At 40.3% G+C, this 18,395-nt stretch carries 20 protein-coding genes; 14 read left to right on the top strand and 6 right to left on the bottom strand.

The genetic code is table 11. The annotated features are described in order from the left end of the window. Positions 1–14: 14 nt before the first annotated feature. Together I588_RS13680 and I588_RS13675 are read right to left on the bottom strand one after the other, a co-directional pair. Positions 15–608, bottom strand: a complete 594-nt coding sequence (locus I588_RS13680; RefSeq protein WP_010759340.1) for an FUSC family protein — start codon at positions 606–608, stop codon at positions 15–17. Between the two features lie 88 nt (positions 609–696). Further along, positions 697–1,668, bottom strand: a complete 972-nt coding sequence (locus I588_RS13675) for a Gfo/Idh/MocA family protein (RefSeq protein WP_174316938.1) — start codon at positions 1,666–1,668, stop codon at positions 697–699. 180 nt (positions 1,669–1,848) lie between these two features. Between I588_RS13675 and I588_RS13670 the strand changes: the two genes are divergently transcribed. From I588_RS13670 to I588_RS13655, 4 genes are read left to right on the top strand one after another with little or no spacing between them, the layout of a single operon-like run. Further along, positions 1,849–2,382 (top strand): hypothetical protein, encoded by a 534-nt coding sequence (locus I588_RS13670; protein ID WP_010759338.1) that lies wholly within the window; start codon positions 1,849–1,851, stop codon positions 2,380–2,382. 16 nt (positions 2,383–2,398) lie between these two features. Next, positions 2,399–3,178, top strand: a complete 780-nt coding sequence (locus tag I588_RS13665; RefSeq protein ID WP_034694365.1) for a M15 family metallopeptidase — start codon at positions 2,399–2,401, stop codon at positions 3,176–3,178. A gap of 9 nt (positions 3,179–3,187) precedes the next feature. Continuing rightward, positions 3,188–3,802 (top strand): glycoside hydrolase family 73 protein, encoded by a 615-nt coding sequence (locus tag I588_RS13660; protein WP_010759336.1) that lies wholly within the window; start codon positions 3,188–3,190, stop codon positions 3,800–3,802. Positions 3,803–3,843: 41 nt separating this feature from the next. Beyond that, entirely contained in the window at positions 3,844–4,524 is a 681-nt protein-coding gene (locus tag I588_RS13655; RefSeq protein WP_010759335.1) for a hypothetical protein, read from the top strand. A 54-nt stretch (positions 4,525–4,578) separates the two neighbouring features. On the opposite strand, the gene I588_RS13650 is transcribed toward I588_RS13655, so the two are convergent. Next, the gene (locus I588_RS13650; protein WP_010759334.1) at positions 4,579–5,316 is read right to left on the bottom strand and encodes an HAD family hydrolase; all 738 of its coding nucleotides are present in this window, start codon (positions 5,314–5,316) and stop codon (positions 4,579–4,581) included. A 225-nt stretch (positions 5,317–5,541) separates the two neighbouring features. Here I588_RS13650 and I588_RS13645 point away from each other — a divergent pair, with 225 nt between their 5' ends. Beyond that, positions 5,542–6,033 carry a pyridoxamine 5'-phosphate oxidase family protein gene (locus tag I588_RS13645; protein ID WP_010759333.1) on the top strand — a complete coding sequence of 164 codons (492 nt, stop codon included), beginning with the start codon at positions 5,542–5,544 and terminating at the stop codon, positions 6,031–6,033. A gap of 89 nt (positions 6,034–6,122) precedes the next feature. On the opposite strand, the gene I588_RS13640 is transcribed toward I588_RS13645, so the two are convergent. Genes I588_RS13640 through I588_RS13630 form a run of 3 tightly spaced genes read right to left on the bottom strand, consistent with a single transcriptional unit; the run spans position 6,123 to position 8,487 of the window. Beyond that, the gene (locus I588_RS13640) at positions 6,123–6,782 is read right to left on the bottom strand and encodes a DUF2238 domain-containing protein (protein ID WP_010759332.1); all 660 of its coding nucleotides are present in this window, start codon (positions 6,780–6,782) and stop codon (positions 6,123–6,125) included. Next, positions 6,783–7,283 (bottom strand): nucleoside 2-deoxyribosyltransferase, encoded by a 501-nt coding sequence (locus tag I588_RS13635; RefSeq protein WP_010759331.1) that lies wholly within the window; start codon positions 7,281–7,283, stop codon positions 6,783–6,785. Beyond that, on the bottom strand, positions 7,270–8,487 hold the full coding sequence (locus tag I588_RS13630; protein ID WP_010759330.1) for a GNAT family N-acetyltransferase: 1,218 nt from the start codon (positions 8,485–8,487) through the stop codon (positions 7,270–7,272). The genes I588_RS13635 and I588_RS13630 overlap by 14 nt, the downstream gene beginning before the upstream one ends. A gap of 152 nt (positions 8,488–8,639) precedes the next feature. Here I588_RS13630 and lepA point away from each other — a divergent pair, with 152 nt between their 5' ends. The 9 genes from lepA to I588_RS27595 all read left to right on the top strand — a co-directional run bounded on the left by lepA (position 8,640) and on the right by I588_RS27595 (position 18,390). Beyond that, positions 8,640–10,475 (top strand): translation elongation factor 4, encoded by a 1,836-nt coding sequence (gene lepA, locus I588_RS13625; protein WP_010759329.1) that lies wholly within the window; start codon positions 8,640–8,642, stop codon positions 10,473–10,475. Between the two features lie 195 nt (positions 10,476–10,670). After that, entirely contained in the window at positions 10,671–11,582 is a 912-nt protein-coding gene (locus I588_RS13620; RefSeq protein WP_010759328.1) for a helix-turn-helix domain-containing protein, read from the top strand. 92 nt (positions 11,583–11,674) lie between these two features. Then, positions 11,675–14,902, top strand: a complete 3,228-nt coding sequence (gene fss3, locus I588_RS13615) for a fibrinogen-binding MSCRAMM adhesin Fss3 (RefSeq protein ID WP_010759327.1) — start codon at positions 11,675–11,677, stop codon at positions 14,900–14,902. 112 nt (positions 14,903–15,014) lie between these two features. Then, entirely contained in the window at positions 15,015–15,329 is a 315-nt protein-coding gene (locus tag I588_RS13610) for a YdcP family protein (RefSeq protein WP_010759326.1), read from the top strand. Positions 15,330–15,341: 12 nt separating this feature from the next. Then, positions 15,342–15,716 (top strand): YdcP family protein, encoded by a 375-nt coding sequence (locus I588_RS13605; RefSeq protein ID WP_002335604.1) that lies wholly within the window; start codon positions 15,342–15,344, stop codon positions 15,714–15,716. After that, positions 15,717–16,070 carry a type II toxin-antitoxin system RelB/DinJ family antitoxin gene (locus I588_RS13600; protein ID WP_025479488.1) on the top strand — a complete coding sequence of 118 codons (354 nt, stop codon included), beginning with the start codon at positions 15,717–15,719 and terminating at the stop codon, positions 16,068–16,070. 69 nt (positions 16,071–16,139) lie between these two features. Next, positions 16,140–17,480 carry an FtsK/SpoIIIE domain-containing protein gene (locus I588_RS13595; RefSeq protein ID WP_010759325.1) on the top strand — a complete coding sequence of 447 codons (1,341 nt, stop codon included), beginning with the start codon at positions 16,140–16,142 and terminating at the stop codon, positions 17,478–17,480. Between the two features lie 78 nt (positions 17,481–17,558). After that, positions 17,559–18,233, top strand: a complete 675-nt coding sequence (locus tag I588_RS13590; protein ID WP_002335607.1) for a zeta toxin family protein — start codon at positions 17,559–17,561, stop codon at positions 18,231–18,233. After that, positions 18,226–18,390, top strand: a complete 165-nt coding sequence (locus tag I588_RS27595) for a hypothetical protein (RefSeq protein WP_002335608.1) — start codon at positions 18,226–18,228, stop codon at positions 18,388–18,390. The genes I588_RS13590 and I588_RS27595 overlap by 8 nt, the downstream gene beginning before the upstream one ends. The last annotated feature ends 5 nt before the right edge of the window (positions 18,391–18,395 follow it).

Raw genomic sequence — 18,395 nt, 5'->3', positions numbered from 1 at the left:
AAAACAAAAAAGGATCAGTCTTTTGACTGGTCCTCAATTTGTTTGCGAACCTTTTCCAGCATCTCGGAAAGTCCGGCTTCTTTTTTCTTTAATTCTGCAAGATCCTCTTTAATCTGCTGCTCCTTTTCGACCTTTGGCGGGGTTACGACGCCATTTAAAGAAATGGCAATAACTGTACCGATGAAGGTGTCTAATACCCGGTTTAAAGCATAAATTGTTGACTCGCCTTGAGGGATACTAAGGGAAATCAGCAGCATGGTAGCAATCGCCGAAACAATCCCAGAATTGTTTCCAATCCCATCTGAGATCACGATCACCAAAATCACTAAAAGCGGCAAAACTGTTAATTCCACATAAAAATCATTTTCAAAGAAAGCTTGTATGTAAAAATAAATCAGTGCCAGCAAACCGCCAATGGAATTGCCTAAAATCCGTGATCGGCCAAAAGAAAAGCTAGTGTTCAGATCCTGCCGCAAGGAAAAAACGGCCGCCAAAGCTGCAATCAGCGGACTGCCGCGATCCAACACATGAAAAAGAAGGATACAGATCATTACAGCCAGTGCTGTTTTGAATGTCCGCATCCCTAAACGGAAACGGCCAAAATGCATGAGGGGTTCCTCCTTTTATCTTCTTACTATTAGTTTAACGGAATCTCAGTCAAAAAACTATCAAAAAAAGACGTGAAAAAATCACGTCTTAAGAATTCCAGGCTTGTGTCATCTGATCCAGCAGATCAATCACGTCTTTGGTAAAGTATAACGATTGGTTTGGCAACTCATGGTTGATTACCTTGACCATGTTTTCAATTTCGTAATTCATTGCTTCAAAGGAAGAGCCGACTTCGATGAACTCTTTGGTGCCATCATTGAAGAAGAGTTCGGCTTTATCAGCTCGCGGATAATCATCCACTGTAATATAGCCATTTTCAAAAGCGACGATGCCTTTTTTCGGCATTTTTGCCTGGAAGGTCAAGCTGACAGAAGCCAGTTCATTTTTTTCGTTTTGTAAAATCGTCACGGATTGCTCATCAACACCCGTCGAGAAGGGAATCATAGTTGAAGCCACCACTTTTGGCTGAGCAGACATGAACCAGCGGGCAAAGGAAACCGCATAAGTACCAATATCTAGCAAAGCGCCGCCAGCTAATTCTGGGTTAAAGAAACGGTTAGTAGGATCTGGGTCCTTGTAGCTGCCAAAAGGTGCTTGGATCATTTTTAGTTTACCAAGCTTACCAGTGTCAATTAGAGAACGGAGCTCATGGAACAACGGCATGTTGAAAATGGTCATCGCTTCGGCTAGAATCAGTCCTTTTTGCTCAGCTAGAGCCATTGCCTCCTCAAGCTCTTGACGGTTCATGGTAATCGCTTTTTCACACAACACATGTTTTCCGGCATTTAAGGCTTGCAAAATGTGTTGAAGGTGTTGACGATTAGGTACAGCAACGTAGATAATAGAAATAGCTGGATCTGCCAGCATTTCTTCATAGCTGCCAAAGGCTTTTGGTAAATGGTAGGCTTGGGCGAATTTTTCCGCCTTCTCAAGGGTACGAGAAGCACAGGCAGTCAATCGGCTGGTGGTTTGATCAAAGCTTTTCGCAAATTCATGAGCAATTTGTCCTAACCCGACAATGCCCCATTCAAGTTGTTCCATAAAAAATCTCCTTTTCATATGCTTAATAAAAGTATAAGTACAATGTTATAATAGACTTGTTCAGACCGAATAACAAGCAAACCGCGTTCTTTTATCGCAGCTGAAGGGATGCAATAATTCTTAAATTATTTCAATCATTCGGGTAAAGCACTGTCTTTTTCAGCCGCGATCAGTAAAATAATATAGGAGGGATTTTCTGTGAATCCAATTTATTTAGACTTAGTATTGAACACCATTTTAGAGCAATTTCAATCGGAAGAGGACTTTTACCACAATTATCTAGGAATTGAAGAAGCTCAGTGGCAGCAATGGAAGCAGGGAAACAACAATCTTCCGCCAGAAATTAACCAAAAAATCAAAAATCTGTTTAGTGACTACGAATGGATGTTGAATCAAAAAGTCATCCGTCAAACCTTTTTATTCCCAGAAAAGCGCCCAACCGCGGTTGCGGAGTATCGGGAAATGAAGACGATCGTAGCTCAAAAATGGATTGCCTGCGGCTTGGGCCAAGTTGAGCTAATTCCTTATAAGAATAAAAACGACGAAGAGAAGCAGGACTACATTGATTTAAGAGTAACGATTGATTATGATAGCTGGGGCTACAATGATATCTTAAGCTTCCGTTTGCCAGCTCGGGTTCAAAACCAAATTGAAAGCTCTCAAACGCAAACTGCTTTGTTGGATTGGGTAAATGAGAACTTAACTGAAACCTATACTTCTTTAGAGGATTAATGAAAGGATTTTTCACTTGAAAAAAACAGTTGGACTGCTTTCCATGATTGCCATGTTTGGAATGACTGGCTATTCATTGTTTTACAGCGGCAAAGAGACGGACACAAATGCTGGGAAAGTTACTCCAGCATCCACATATACCTTTGAACAATCATCAGAGAAAAAAGCAACGCCTAGTGATTTGCCTAAAGCCGATCCGGATTCATGGGATTTAGTACTAGTAGGTCCTAAAAATAAAATTGATCAAGAAATTGATGAGAGTCAACTAACTACGCTATCTGACAATAGTCATCAGGTGGACAGTCGAATTGCTTCTGATTATGAAGCTTTTTCGGCCGCCGCTACTGAAGCGGGCTTTCCACTGGTCGTAATATCTGCGTATCGTTCGGTAGCAGCTCAGCAGGAGGTTTTCAGCACCAATGTAAACAGCTTAATGAGCAGTGAAGGTTTGTCTGAGGCGGATGCGATTGCTAAGACCAAGGAAACGATCACTGAGCCTGGTTATAGTGAACACCATACTGGCTTAGCTGTCGATATTGTCGATCAAGAGTGGTACAACAATTACTCAAGTCAAGTGCTGGATGCTTCTTACGGAAGTCAGGCAGGAGCCAAGTGGATTGCCGAAAATGCACCTAAGTATGGTTTTATTATTCGTTACCCAGACGGGAAGGAAGACATCACCGGAATCACTTACGAGCCTTGGCACATTCGTTATGTTGGCAAGGAAAATGCTGAATATATAACGAAGAATAACTTAACTTTAGAGGAATACTTGAAGTTGTTGTCGTCAAATTAAGGAGGCACTATGCCGACGAAAAAATATAAGAAACGAAAGCGCAAGCTGTCTATGCCCTTCATTTTTGCTGGGCTGCTGTTAATCGGCCTTGCTTTCGTTTTTTCTTTACATACGTTATCAGAACATGCTGTCGAACAGTCAGCCAATAATGAACAAATGACTCATGAGGAATTTATCCAGCGTTTAGCCCCCCATGCTAAGCAATTGCAGCAGGGCTATGGGATTTTGCCAAGTATTATTTTAGGGCAAGCGATATTAGAGTCGAATTGGGGGCAATCCTCATTAGCCAGTCAATACAATAATTTATTTGGGATAAAGGCCTATGGCAATCAGCCAAAGATCACGCTGGAAACACAGGAGTATGTCAATGAGGCTTGGGTAACTATTCAAGGAGATTTTCGAGTGTATGATTCTTGGGAGGCTTCCATGGATGACCACACCTTGCTTTTTGTGAATGGAACCACCTGGAATCCCGGTCTTTATGAGAAAGTTTTAACGGCGGCTAACTACCAGGAAGCTGCTCAAGCCTTGCAGGATGCGGGCTACGCCACCGATCCCACCTATGCGCAAAAAATTATAAGTGTGATAGAAACATATAATTTGTCGCAGTACGATCAACCATAGTAAACTGGTCGTACCAGGTGTTGAGAGAGGAGGAATTTTAGATGGAGAAACACAGTGTACCTGAGATTATGACTGAACTGCGAAGTGATATTGTTCGTGTACCAAAGGTGATTCAACAGGCCACTGGCTTGATGGTTTTTGGTAAGAGAATACGATCAATTATTTTCACTACGGATATTGCGATTATCCGCAATACGGATGCAGATGCGGTCATTGCTGTTTATCCTTTTACCCCGCATCCAGCCATTACTAAAAGTATTATTGAAGCAGCTGACATTCCGGTTTTTTCCGGTGTTGGTGGCGGTCTGACTCATGGTCAACGCTCAGCTTTTATGAGTATTTTTGCCGAAGCGCAAGGCAGCCTAGGTGTGGTAGTAAATGCCCCCACGCCTGTAGATACCATTCGAGCAGTCAATGATGTGATAGATATTCCAGTAGTCAGTACGGTAACGTCAATCCATTCTCAAATTGATGAAAAGCTTGAAGCAGGTGTCCGGATTATTAATATTAGTGCAGCCAAAGATACGGTTGACACGGTGAAATACTTTAGAGAACGTTATCCGGATTTGCCGATTATGGCAACTGGTGGTCCGGATGAAGAAACCATCGCCAAAACCATTAAAGCAGGTGCTAATGCAATTACCTATACGCCCCCTTCAAACGGTGCTTTATTCAGCAAGAAAATGGAGAAATACCGGAAGCAAGAAATGGAAAACGAATAAAAACCTTAGAGAAATGAAAGCCGACAAAATGGCTTGGGTTTCTCTAAGGTTTTTTTAGGCATTACAAAGGAATTCTTTCGTTTGAACCAGTCCTTTAATTGCTGGTAACAGCTCCTCAAAGGAAGTGATTTCAAGATCATGAATTGGCAAGGTTTCTTTAGCTAATTTACGCTGGCGATGATTGAACCATAGAGCCTTCCAACCGGCGCTTTTTGACCCAGCGACGTCATTGTCAAAATTATCGCCTACATACAGGGTTCGTTCTGGTATCAGCCCAAATTGCTTCTCTGCTAGTTTAAATATCTCTTTATCGGGTTTTTCGTAACCAGTCGCTTGAGAAATAATGACATGATCAGGATGGACCCAGTTTAATAAATCCAGCTGCATAATTTTCTTGTGTTGATGATCAGTCGGACCGTTAGTAATAATACCTAAAGAAATCTGTTGCTTCTGCAGGAAGTCGAGGGTTCTGCGTATTTCTTGGTGCATGACGATAGCATCCAATTCTTCCTCATAGACCTGTTGAAAAGCCAGCGCTTCTTGATCAGAAATAGCAGGATAGTCTAATTCCTCCAATGAACGGCAAATGCGGTAGTTGCGCATGTAGGTCAGTGTCCAGTCGCCGGTGATCACCTTGTTAAAATTCTCATCACTATGCACTCGAAAGCGGATATATAAGGAATGCATGTCGGAACATTGGACATGGGGGAAAACTTTTTGGACGGCATTGCGGAAGGGCTGTTGCTGGTCATAAAGGGTATCATCGACATCAAAAATAATTGCATCAAACAAAATAGAAACACGCCTTTCAGTTTGTTGGAATTTTCACGAATATTTACATGGCTATTCTAGCTTAAAAAACAACGAATGAAAAGGAAAAAAACCTTGATAAATAAAGGTTTTATCTACTATATTTTGTAATCCTTGATTTACCAATTTTCAGTTTTTTTAACTTAAAAAAAGTTTTCTTTTCAAATTCTAATCTTGTATAATGAGAAGCAACAAAGGAGGAATCGTATGCGTAGAAAAGAAAGACAGGTCACAGACCTTGAAAACATCAAAGCGTTAGTTGAAACTTGTCAGGTGGTACGAATTGCCTTTAATGGTTCAGAGTATCCCTATATTGTTCCTGTCAACTATGGGTATAAATGGGAAGAAGAGCAGCTAATTCTTTATGTACACGGTGCAACACAAGGAGAGAAAATCAGCCGTCTGCAGGCAGATGAAAAAGTCGCAATTGAAATGGATGACAAGCATGCACTGATTGAGGGCGGAAACAAAGCTGAACGTTTTTCGTATGCGTATGAGAGCATTATCGGTTTTGGTAAGGCTGAACTATTAAGCGATATAGAAGAAAAACGCTTGGCTCTTCATGCATTGATGGATCACGCAGCCAAAGGGGTTCCTTTCGATGAAATTCCAGAGCGGATGATTGAACGAACAGGCATTATCAAAATTACTGTCTCAGACTATACTATGAAGCAGCATAAACCGAAAACCAAGATGTAGATGTCAAGCCTAGTGAGAGCCACCAGCACTAGGTTTTTTCATGCAAAAAGCTCCTCACCAGATAAAAGGCTGATGAGGAGCACAACAATCTATTTTATTTTTCTTAAACGATATTCTTCAAAATGACTGGCATCGCCCCGGGCTTGCACCGCAGCGAATATGCCCATAATTAAAGCGCCGATTGTATTAGTTAATAAATCTCCCATAGTATCCATCAAAGCAGCCCGGCCAACCAGCAGCTCGCCGCTAGAGGTCGCGTACCGTTGCAGATTCATATCAGCCACCGTATCGCAGAGAAATTCCCAGAATTCCCAAAACACGCCGCACAGACCAGCAAACGCAAAGCCGAAAAGCAGAAACAGCCATACGGAGGTTTTGCTAATAGGCGCATCCTTCATGAAAAAGCCAATTAAGCCATAACCAACTGCCGTTAAAACCATCGGACTCACCGCGTGCAAGATCTTATCCCAAAAAGCAATTCGAGAAATCATATGCAAGGAAGTACCTAGGAAAACGGAAATAACTAAGAAAAACCAGTAAAAATAGACAATCTTTTCAGGCATTGCCAGCTTAAAAAACTTTTGAATCAGCTCTGGCAGAAAAATTAAGGCAATTCCCGCTAAACATTCTACTACAAAAATAATTCCTTGCTGAGTGGAGTATTTGCTGATGATTAATTCATAAATATTATAGGCTAAACAAATTAAGCCGAAGACAACCAAGCCCATTTGCATTTTACGGTAGGTCATCTAATCCCTTCCTTCTAGCAGCGTTTGTTGAATCGCTTCAAGCAAAGCAGCTTCAGTTGCAACTACCTGTCCGTTTAATTTTACCAAACCAACTGTGTACAGATTCAAATAATGAAACTGATTTTCAGCAGGAGTTAATAAGGCAGCTAACTTTTTCTGATTCTCAGCTCCTTGCTGCCGAGTATCGGAATATAATGCAATGATGGGAATTCCCTTGGCATACGCCACACCGATTTCAGAAGCTACACCGGCATCAATCGTAATGCCATCTAAAACAGCGACCATCAAATCACTTTTCAGTACTTCCTCAGTATCGGCTAAAGCAATCATTTTGCTGTCCGCATAAGCCGACTTGTCATTAATTGCTTCATTTTCTTGGGGTAAATAAACCGTGATCTCTGGTGACAGGTCACGAATTTGTTGAACCAAATGTTCATTGTAGCGTAAATCACTTTGAGCAAACATCGGTCCGGCAAAATAAATATGTTTAGAAATAGTCACTAAAATACGCCTCCATATCGGGTAATGTTTCTTCTAATAATTGAATCGTTTCTTTGTCAGCCTCCAGGCGTTCGATCCGTGCCAAATAAGAAGCGCGACGGTAATTCATTAATAAACAAGTTAAGGTCTGAATCGACAGCTTGATCTGACGACCAACCGGCTGATTGGTTACCTGCACCTGTCCCGTCTCATCCCAGCTCACAGCGAAAACGCCGTTGTTCCAGTCAGCCACTGGATCACTCACCTCAAAGTAGAAAGGCTCAACTTGCTTATAAAACGGATATTCCTGTAAAAATTCTTTCACATCCACAATGCGAGCCATAAAGTAAGGTGCGATCGTTTCTTTGATTTCACTGTCATCCAACAGGAAGGAGAGCGGTTCATTTTTATAAATATCGCCCTTCACCCAATAAATCATTGAGAAGTGGGCACTGATAAAGTTCCATAAGCCATTGCGCGCCGCTTGGTTTAGGTAGAACATTTCTTTGATATGGAAAACCTCATCGTAAATCCAATAAAACAGCACACCCATCGGCTGCCCCTCTTGATCATAATAAATAGCAGCAATGCGCTCCTCTTCATTCTCAAAGCGCCAATATTCTTCCCAGTTCAACTCTTTGCGAATCATCGCTCCATGATTTTTCAAGGCAAAAGCATCATAAACTTGATAAACATCAGGATCATCGACATCGCGACGTTCCACGATTCCCGGGACATCAACCTGCTTAGGCAGCTGCGTGTCCTTCACCTTGAAGCTCAGCTTATCAGACATGATTTCCCAGCCTTTACGACGATAATAAGGAATGTTGTAAGGATAAAGATACGAAATCCACTGCTTGTCCTTACGCATTTCCACTAAGGCCATCTGAATCAAGTCCTTCATCAAGCCGTGATTTGCATATTCCGGATAAGTTCCGACACCGGTGACTCCGCCCATTTGGAATATTTTCCCATGAATATTCACTTCGCAAGGGTAAATCGCAATTTGTGAAATCAGGTTGTCATGATGAAACCAGCCAAAAACCTTGGATTGCTCCAGCACTGGTTTTTTTGCCCGAACCATTTCCCGCTTGTTCTCATAGCCGCTGCTTTCGATGTCTTCTTCAGTTACCTGAAAAACATAGCTAAGCAGCTCATCATACTGATCCAGATGCTCCTCGCCGACACGCCGCAGCTCCAACTCATTTTTTAACTCATGGTCCATTCTTTCATCTCCAAGTTTAGTTTATAGAACAAGTATAGCAAATGCCCTCCGATTTTTCTCTTTCCAACGTTGAGAAATGGTAAAAAGCCTTTTTTTATCGTACAATCGTTGGTATAATGAGTGGTGCTGATTAAAAGAAATGAGGAATTTTCGTGAATATAAATGAAATGAAAAAAAGACAGGAAAAAATTCGAAACTTTTCGATTATTGCCCATATTGACCACGGCAAATCAACCCTAGCTGACCGTATTTTAGAACAAACCAATACTGTCAGCTCTCGGGAAATGCAAGACCAGCTGCTGGATTCCATGGATTTGGAACGGGAGCGGGGCATTACCATCAAATTGAATGCCATTGAATTACATTACGATGCCAAAGATGGTGAAACTTATACCTTTCACTTAATTGACACTCCAGGACACGTCGATTTTACTTACGAAGTTTCCCGTAGTTTGGCTGCCTGTGAGGGGGCTGTTTTAGTAGTTGACGCTGCCCAAGGAATTGAAGCCCAAACGTTAGCCAATGTTTATTTAGCGTTGGACAATGACTTGGAAATTTTACCAGTCATCAATAAAATCGATTTACCCGCTGCTGACCCAGAACGGGTTCGCAAGGAAATCGAGGATGTGATTGGCATTGATGCTGAGGATGCCGTATTAGCTAGTGCCAAAACCGGTATCGGGATTGAAGAAATTTTAGAGCAAATTGTGGAAATGGTTCCCGCACCAACCGGCGATCTTGAAGCGCCATTAAAGGCGTTGATCTTTGACTCCGTTTACGACAGCTACCGTGGCGTAGTGCTGAACGTCCGCATTATGGACGGTGTTGTTCGACCTGGCGACAAAATTCAATTAATGAACAACGGCAAAACCTTTGATGTAACGGAGGTGGGTGTCTTCTCTCCAAAGGCCATTCAAAGAGATTATCTGATGGTTGGTGATGTTGGTTATATCACTGCCAGCATCAAATCAGTCCAGGATACTCAAGTGGGGGATACAGTTACTTTAGCTAATAATCCAACCCCAGAAGCTTTGCCTGGGTATCGTAAAATGAATCCAATGGTTTATTGCGGCCTATATCCAATCGATACTTCTCGCTATAACGACCTGCGGGAAGCTTTGGAAAAGCTGCAGCTAAATGACGCAGCATTGCAGTTTGAACCAGAAACCTCTCAAGCATTAGGCTTTGGTTTCCGTTGCGGCTTCTTAGGCCTGCTGCACATGGACGTAGTGCAAGAACGTTTGGAACGTGAATTTAACTTAGAATTAATTACCACCGCACCATCGGTAATTTATCATGTGAATCTAACGGACGGGACCAAAATTGTGGTAGATAACCCAGCTGATTTTCCAGATCCATCGAAGATTCAAACCGTTGAAGAACCGTATGTCAAAGCTAATATCATGGTACCAAACGATTATGTGGGAGCCGTTATGGAGCTTTCCCAGCGTAAACGCGGCGAGTTCATCACGATGGATTACCTAGATGACTATCGGGTGAATGTCGTTTACTATATTCCATTATCAGAAATCGTGTTTGATTTCTTTGATAAATTAAAATCCAGCACGAAAGGCTATGCCTCACTGGACTACGAAATTGCCGACTATCGAGAAAGCAAACTAGTTAAGATGGACATCCTGCTAAATGGCGAAAAAGTCGATGCCTTGAGCTTCATTGTGCATAAACAATTCGCTCAAGAACGCGGCCGTGCGATCGTAGAGAAATTGAAAACCTTGATTCCGCGTCAACAATTTGAAGTACCAATCCAAGCAACAGTCGGTACTAAGATTCAAGCCCGTACCGACATCAAAGCCCTACGTAAAAACGTATTGGCAAAATGCTACGGCGGAGACGTATCCCGTAAACGTAAATTGCTGGAAAAACAAAAAGTTGGTAAGAAACGAATGAAACAAATAGGCTCTGTGGAAGTACCTCAAGAAGCGTTCATGGCCGTTTTGAAAATGGACGACCAAGATAATGCGAAATAGCTTTTTATAACCTGGAAAACCTATTAAATCAACCTTTTTGAGTGGTGGAAAATCCGTGATTTACCCGTTTAAAAAAGTTTAAACTGTCATACGGTTGTCACGGCAACAATAAAATTAACAAAAATGGAATATTTTCCTTGAAGGTTTTTAACCGTCAGCGTATGATAAAAGCATCTCATAGGGGGTGCTTTTTTCATGTCTGAAATTATAAGTGGTGATTTCCTTAAATCTCTAAGGAAAGAGAAAAAATTATCTCAAAAAGAGTTGGCTGAGTTAGCTGGAATTTCGCAGAGTGCTTTAGTCAAGTACGAAAAAGGGATAAGAAAGATTCCCAAAGACGTAGACGATACACTAAGTAAGATTCTGAATGTAGAAACGCTACTAAAAGATGAGGTAGATAAACTTAAGACTCTTATCGACCAACTAATTGAATACAGAGACATGAATAAGCTACTTAATAAAGAGTTGGCTACTAAAATAGGGACTAGTGAAGTATCACTCAGTTATGTATTAAACAGAAATAGAAAACCGTCAAAAGAAATGGAACAAAAAATTTCTCTGTTTCTTTCTAACGACGGAAAAGAAATTTTGATGGATATTAAGCAAGATGATGGATCTTTTAAATTACCTGTCGTTGATAAAATGGCAATGGGAAAACGAATCCAAGAGATTCGGAAGGCTAGAGGTGAGACATTAGAAAAATTTGGGAAGAAATTCACTCGACCTGCTGGAAAGAATGTTGTGACTAGGTGGGAAAAAGGGATAAACATTCCTGATATTGAAAGACTAATGAATGTTGCTTACTTGGGTAAAGTAACTGTTCCTTATATTTTGTACGGAGAGACTTTCAATAAGATGCTAAGAAAAGGAAATAAGGTTAGCAAGTTTGAAAAATTAGATCCGTTCCGAATGGGATTAAGATTTCGAAAAATTCGAAGGGATTATCGTTTGGAAAGAGAAGACTTTGGAAAATTTTTTTCACCGCCTATCACGAAATGGTCGATGGACCGATATGAGAATGGAAAAGATATTCCGAACACAGATCGCACTATTCAATATGCTTATATCGGGAAAGTCTCTTTGGAGTTTTTGATATATGGCATCTGATGATTATTGAAAAGAATAGTTTTTAAACACTTGAGGCATTCAAACGTGGATGTCTCTTTTTTATTATCCAAAAATGAAAGGAGATTTATTTTATGAAAAATCCAAGATTTAAGAATTGGCATTTGCTCGCAACACTAGGTCTTTTATGTCAAACAATTGGCGGATCTATTGGTCCTACGATTGCCTTTGCCGATGAGATTACTCATCCACAAACAGTGACTGTACACTGCGATTTGTCACATTTATATGCGGTCGAAGGCACGTTCAGTGATGGTCGAACATTATCTGAGGTAACGGTTCCTCACTATGCTATCTATAATGGGGAGAAACAAGATATTTTCTGTATTGAACCAGGAGTTCCAATTTATAATGAATTCACTCCAGGGTATGAGAAAAATCCATTGCCTGATATGTCGGAGAAAGCGAAATTGGTTTCCGTTTTATGGAAGAAAGCTGGCACAGATATTGATACACAAATGGTTGCTCAAAAGATGATCTGGCAAGAAGTTAATGGCTACACGCTTCACTCAATTAAACGCTCAGATGGTAGTGCAGTAAACATTGCGGCTATTGAGGCAAAAATTAATCAAGCTATTGCCGATTATCAGAAGAAACCAAGTTTTCATAATTCCCCAGCCAAAACAGTTTTAGGACAATCGACAACCTTAACGGATACGAATAATTTGAACTTGTCAGAGTTCGATGAAGTTGTGGAAAATACTGCAAATATTGATTATCGTGTCAACGGCAATCAATTGGTCATCACCCCAAATGCCAATTCTAAAGAAAATGGTGTGCTGACGCTTAAGAAATCTACTGGAACGGGGACACCGGTAGCTTACAAAATGGCTGGCCAACAAACCTTGATGGCCGGGGCAATTGATAAACCGAATACCTACACGATCAAAATTGATGTAGAAACGGAAGGTTCTTTAAAGATTAAAAAAGTTGATAAAGAATCTGGTGAAGTTGTACCAGGAACGGTTTTCCATTTAGACTTTGGGAAAACTTTACCCGCAAAAGACGTGACTACCGATAAAGAAGGCATTACGACCTTAGATGGGATTCCTCATGGTACAAAGGTAACCATTACCGAAAAATCGGTGCCGGCGCCTTATACGATTGATACTACACCTATGACTGCTACGATTAAAGCAGGTGAAACCATTTCTGTAACTTCAAAAAATACGCGAGAAAAAGGTCAAATCATTCTGGATAAAACCGGAGTTGAAACAGGAAATGATCTTTGGAACGACAATTATTCTTTAGCTGGCAATACGTTTGCCATTCGCAAAGATAGCCCAACCGGTGAAATCGTTCAAGAAATGACTACGGATGAAAAAGGTCATGCGGAAACACCAAAAGAGATTGCTGACGCGTTGGAATTGGGAACCTATTATGTGACCGAAACCAAAGCATCTAATGGTTTCGTGAATACTTTCAAACCCGTAAAAGTTGAATTGAAGTATGCCAATCAAACCGTGGCTCTTGTTACCAGTAACGTAAAAGGGCACAACCAAGAAATCACTGGGGAAACCACTTTGACAAAAGAAGACAAAGATACCGGTAATGAGACTCAAGGGAAAGCTGAGTTTAAAGGAGCTGAATATACTCTCTTTACTGCAAAAGATGGTCAAGCTGTTAAATGGAGTGAGGCTTTTAAACCAGAACTAGTGAAAGGAACGAAAGCTTCTGACGAAACGTTAACTTTGACTTTAGATGAAAAGAATCAAGCTGCCGTTAAACACCTGGCGATTAACGAGTATTACTGGCAAGAAACCAAAGCACCTGAAGGATATTCTTTGGATGAAACGAAGTATCCTGTTTTCATCAAAAAGGTGGATGATAGCGAAAAAAATGCTGTGATTACCCGAGATGTTACGGCAAAAGAACAAGTGATTCGCTTTGGCTTTGATTTTTTTAAATTTGCTGGATCAGCTGCGGGCACTGCCGAAACTGGCTTCAATGATCTGACCTTTAAAGTGTCGCCATTAGAAGGAACCAATGAAATCACAGGTGCTGAAGATGAAGCGACCACAGCTTATAACGAGCAACTAGGGTTTGATGGCTATGGCAAGTTTGAAAATCTTCCTTATGGGGATTATTTACTTGAAGAAGTAGAAGCCCCAGAAGGATTTCAAAAGATTACACCATTAGAAATCCGTTCTACCTTTAAGAAAAACAAAGACGACTACATGAAGAGTGAGTATGTCTTTACCATTACCGAACAAGGTCAAAAACAACCAATTAAAACAGTGACCGTTCCTTACGAGAAACTGACGAGCAATGAATTTTCTGTTAATTTGAACCGTTTGATGCTCTATGATTTGCCTGAGGAAGAAGATAGTTTGTCTTCCCTTGCGACTTGGAAAGACGGAGACAAAGAATTGACTACTCTTGATTCTACTGAGCTAGTTGATAAATTGAGCTACAATCTTCATGAAATTAAAGAAGACTGGTATGTGGTAGCTCAAGCCATTGATGTGGAAGCCACAAAAGTTGCCCAAGAAAAAGATGAAAAAGCCAAATCAGTGGTAATTGCCGAAACAACCGCCACCTTGGCGAACAAAGAAAAAACAGGAACTTGGGAATTTTTGCATAAATTAACGGCCGAACAAGTTTTGGATAAAACCATTGTTTTGTTCAACTATGTGTATGAAAACAAGAACGCCTTTGAAGCGGGCGATGAGCCAGTTGCGAAGGATGCTAGTTTGAATAACCAAGCCCAAACTGTTAATTGTACGGTGGAACGTCATGTTTCCATACAAACAAAAGCCCACCTAGAAGACGGTTCGCAAACTTTCACTCATGGTGACGTGGTGGATATGTTTGATGATGTGTCGATTACCCATGATGTACTGGATGGCTCAAAAGAATCTTTTGAAACAATTCTTTATGCATTACTTCCAGATGGTACAACCAAAGAGATTTGGAAATCTGGCAAAATTTATTACGAAGTGAATGATAAAGAATTTACCAAAACCGTGCTTGCAGAAAAAGTAGATACCGGAAAGTATCCAGAAGGAACCAAGTTTACTTTTGCGGAAATCAATTATGACAAAGATGGAAACATCAATGGGAAACACAATGAAGATTTGAAAGAAAAATCCCAAACCTTAACTCCCAAAAAAGTTCCGACCACACCAAGTACGCCAGAAAAACAAGAAACACCAACTGTTCCAAGTGGATCTCAAGAATCTAGTCCTACAGTGAAGGCATTCCCACAAACTGGGGAGAAAAGTTCCAATGTATTACTGTTCATTGGATTTACCTTAATTTTTGCGACGGCTGGGTATTATTTCTGGAATCGCCGAAACTAAGGTGATGTGATGAAACAACTAAATAGGAAAAACCAACGTGCGCGACCGCCTCCTAAAAAAGTGGTTGCGTTATTTTTGTATCCAAAACTAACAATGAAAAGAGGAAAAGAAGATGGAATTGAAATTTGTTGTGCCAGATATGGCCGAAACCTTTGGAAAGATAAGCTATGCCGGCGAAGGCGAAGTTTTAACGGAAGGATATGGTCGGAATACTACGGTGGTTGGCCGCAGTTATCATTTGTATTCCAGTAAACAACGAGCTGATGATATTGAAGTGGTAGTAGCTGCGGAAGCCGGCGAAAAGGATTTTGACCAAGACCAACCGTTAAAAGCTGTGAATCCCCACTTGGTTGCCAAAGGCTATGAGATTGAGAATCGTGGGTTTACTGATTACGTGTTGTATGTCGATGATTTAGTGAAAGCATAGGAGGAAATGAAGATGAGATTAACAGAAGGTATTGTCGTAGATTCAGGATTAACGTTTGGGAAGTTGCGGTTTTCCGCATTACGTCGAGAAGTGCGCAAGCAAAATGAGGACGGAACGGTTAGTAACGAGGTAAAAGAACGGACCTATAATTTGAAATCCTCTGCGCAAGGTCGAATGATCCAAGTTAGTATCCCAGCAAATGTACCCTTACGCGAGTTTGCTTATGATGCAGAGGTAGAGTTGGTCAATCCAATCGTGGATACGGTTGCCAATTATGTTTTCCGAGAAGGAACTACTGTCAATTGGTTCATTAAGGCAGATGATTTAGTCTTAAAACGACAACCGAATCAAGGAAATCCTACGAACCAAAATGAAGGAAAGAAATAGGTGAAGAATATGGAAATTAATGTGGAACATATTTTAGATTGTCTCGATCAATATGGCAAAGGCGAATTGACCGAAAAGCAACTCACGAAAGCATTAACCTATGATGAAAAAATGTTTTTGATTATGCATCAAGGATTACTGGAAGCAGGTAACGATGCCGAAGAAGACTTTGATGTACTGAATTGGTTAGGGGAAGAAGAGTCCTTCTTTATGGTTGTTGAAGTAAATGAAAACTTATGTCGACAGGCAGAATCTGTCTTGGAAGAAATCGGTGTAGAGATGCCGGATGCCATTGAAAGTTTTTTAACACAATTGGTTGAAACGAAACAACTTCCCGTGTCAGTAAATGACTAGCATAACTTTTTGAAATTGCCCAATAAAATCCTATTGGGCAATTTTTGATTGGAGGTGGAAACCATCAAAATGTACAAAGGGCATCGCATACGTGGAGGAGATCAGCACTTGATTTATCACTTTATTCTTGGCTGGATCATTGCTTTGTTCATTGGTTGGATGAGCGTCTTTTATTTTCATGAGCTTAGACAAGTTGAGATTTCTAAGCTATCACTTTCCACTAGTAAAATCGTTTGGTCTATAAAAGATTTAGTATGTCTGCTTGGGAGTTTTGTTTTGTCAGGAAGTATGATGTTGCTTTATATTCATTTTTTCCCTGATCATTGGCGAAGTTTATGGCATCGACAAAAGCTAGCCCGGATGATTCTAGAAAACCATTGGTATGAAGTGAAACAAACTCAAAGTGAAGGTTTTTTCAAAGATTTGAATAGTAGTCGGACCAAAGAGAGTATCAGTTACTTCCCCAAAATCTATTATCGAATGAAGGATGGGTTACTTTCTATTCGCGTACAAATTTCACTTGGAAAATATCAAGATCAGCTTTTAAAGTTGGAAAAGAAGTTAGAAAGCGGACTGTATTGTGAGTTAGTAGAAAAAGAGCTTAAAGACTCCTATGTGGAATACACCTTGTTATACGATATGATTGCCAATCGAATTGGGATAGCCGAAGTAGTGGCAGAAAATGGAGCGTTGCGATTGATGAAAAATCAAGTATGGGCTTATGATTCTTTACCTCATATGTTAATTGCTGGTGGGACAGGTGGTGGGAAGACTTATTTCTTACTCACCATTATCCAAGCTTTATTGAAGTCAGATGCCGAGCTTTTTGTTCTTGATCCAAAAAATGCGGACCTTGCCGATTTAGGTACGGTAATGCCCCATGTTTATTCCCAAAAAGAAGAGATTTCTGCATGTGTGGAAGATTTTTATGAACGTATGATGGCTCGTAGCAAGGCAATGAAAGAAATGCCTAACTACAAAACAGGAGAGAATTATGCCTATCTTGGACTTACGCCCAACTTTTTAATCTTTGATGAATACGTAGCGTATATGGAGATGTTAACAACGAAAGAAAGTGCGGTGATTTTGAATAAGCTCAAACAAATTGTCATGTTAGGTCGTCAGTCTGGTTTCTTTCTGATTTTGGCTTGTCAAAGACCGGATGCGAAATATTTAGGAGATGGGATTCGCGATCAATTCAACTTTCGCGTGGCTTTGGGTCGCATGAGTGAGCTCGGGTATTCCATGATGTTTGGCGAGGTTGAAAAAAACTTCTTTATGAAACGCATCAAAGGTCGAGGATATGTGGATACAGGGGGCAGTGTGATTAGTGAGTTTTATACGCCACTTGTACCAAAAGGGTATGATTTTTTAGGCTCAATTAATAAATTAAGAAAGTTGAATGATTGAGTGATCTTCAAATACTGACTTTATACTTTAAGTAACGTATAATACTTTTATGTAGTAGAAAAAAAGGGGGCGAATAATGTGGAAAGTAATGATTCTTATTTAGAGTACGCAAAAGCAAATAAGGATAGTTTTATTTCTTATATTATCAAAGGAAAATCCCCCGAAGTTGGACGAGACGCAGTTTTTATGGCAGGGAGTCCTGGCGCTGGAAAGTCAGAGGTTGCCATTGGATTGGCTGAGAATTATGATAATCACGTAATTATTGATGCGGATTACTTTCGTACTCTGTTTCCTGATTATAATGGAAAAAACTCTAGTCTCTTTCAAAAAGCATCTTCTTGGTTGGTGGAGCAGGCATTTAGATATGTCTTAGATCATGGCTATTCTTTTATCCTGGATGCAACTTTTGCTATATTAAGTGCTGAAAAAAATATTTCGCGGGCATTGAAAAATCATTTTCGAGTGACGATTTTCTATGTTTATCAAGACCCAAAAATCGCTTGGAATTTTACACAAGAACGTGAACTGGCAGAGGGACGCCATGTGCCGAAAAAGGTATTCATTAACGCCTTTTTCAAATCAAGAGAAAATATTGCGAAAGTAAAGAGTAAACATCCAGATGTGCTGCTTCATATTATTATAAAAGATTATATGAATAACATTTCTGAAGTTCATTATGCTGCGGATAATCTAGAATTATTTTTGCCATTAGGATATAGTAGGGAAGATTTGGAGGTTCAATTACATGACTGAGAAAGAACAAGTAACGAAAATTGTAAAGAAATACAATAAGAGTATTGCGGATTTATCGGAAAATGCTACTGCAAAAGAGTTCAAAACAGTGATTAAATATGTTGCCGATCAGGCCAATGAAAAACAGCGGAAATTAGTTGGGTTAGATAAAAAATAGTAAAT

This window comes from Enterococcus pallens ATCC BAA-351 (assembly GCF_000407485.1).
GTDB lineage: Bacteria > Bacillota > Bacilli > Lactobacillales > Enterococcaceae > Enterococcus_A > Enterococcus_A pallens.
Note: the sequence above shows the minus strand (reverse complement) of the source record. Positions and strands in the feature narration are given on the sequence as shown.

Coding starts and splice junctions, on each gene's coding strand:
- I588_RS13680 (WP_010759340.1), bottom strand. CDS start 608: ATGCATTTTGGCCGTTTCCGTTTAGGGATGCGGACATTCAAAACAGCA.
- I588_RS13675 (WP_174316938.1), bottom strand. CDS start 1,668: ATGAAAAGGAGATTTTTTATGGAACAACTTGAATGGGGCATTGTCGGG.
- I588_RS13660 (WP_010759336.1), top strand. CDS start 3,188: ATGCCGACGAAAAAATATAAGAAACGAAAGCGCAAGCTGTCTATGCCC.
- I588_RS13655 (WP_010759335.1), top strand. CDS start 3,844: ATGGAGAAACACAGTGTACCTGAGATTATGACTGAACTGCGAAGTGAT.
- I588_RS13645 (WP_010759333.1), top strand. CDS start 5,542: ATGCGTAGAAAAGAAAGACAGGTCACAGACCTTGAAAACATCAAAGCG.
- I588_RS13640 (WP_010759332.1), bottom strand. CDS start 6,782: ATGACCTACCGTAAAATGCAAATGGGCTTGGTTGTCTTCGGCTTAATT.
- I588_RS13630 (WP_010759330.1), bottom strand. CDS start 8,487: ATGGACCATGAGTTAAAAAATGAGTTGGAGCTGCGGCGTGTCGGCGAG.
- I588_RS13620 (WP_010759328.1), top strand. CDS start 10,671: ATGTCTGAAATTATAAGTGGTGATTTCCTTAAATCTCTAAGGAAAGAG.
- fss3 (WP_010759327.1), top strand. CDS start 11,675: ATGAAAAATCCAAGATTTAAGAATTGGCATTTGCTCGCAACACTAGGT.
- I588_RS13610 (WP_010759326.1), top strand. CDS start 15,015: ATGGAATTGAAATTTGTTGTGCCAGATATGGCCGAAACCTTTGGAAAG.
- I588_RS13605 (WP_002335604.1), top strand. CDS start 15,342: ATGAGATTAACAGAAGGTATTGTCGTAGATTCAGGATTAACGTTTGGG.
- I588_RS13595 (WP_010759325.1), top strand. CDS start 16,140: ATGTACAAAGGGCATCGCATACGTGGAGGAGATCAGCACTTGATTTAT.
- I588_RS27595 (WP_002335608.1), top strand. CDS start 18,226: ATGACTGAGAAAGAACAAGTAACGAAAATTGTAAAGAAATACAATAAG.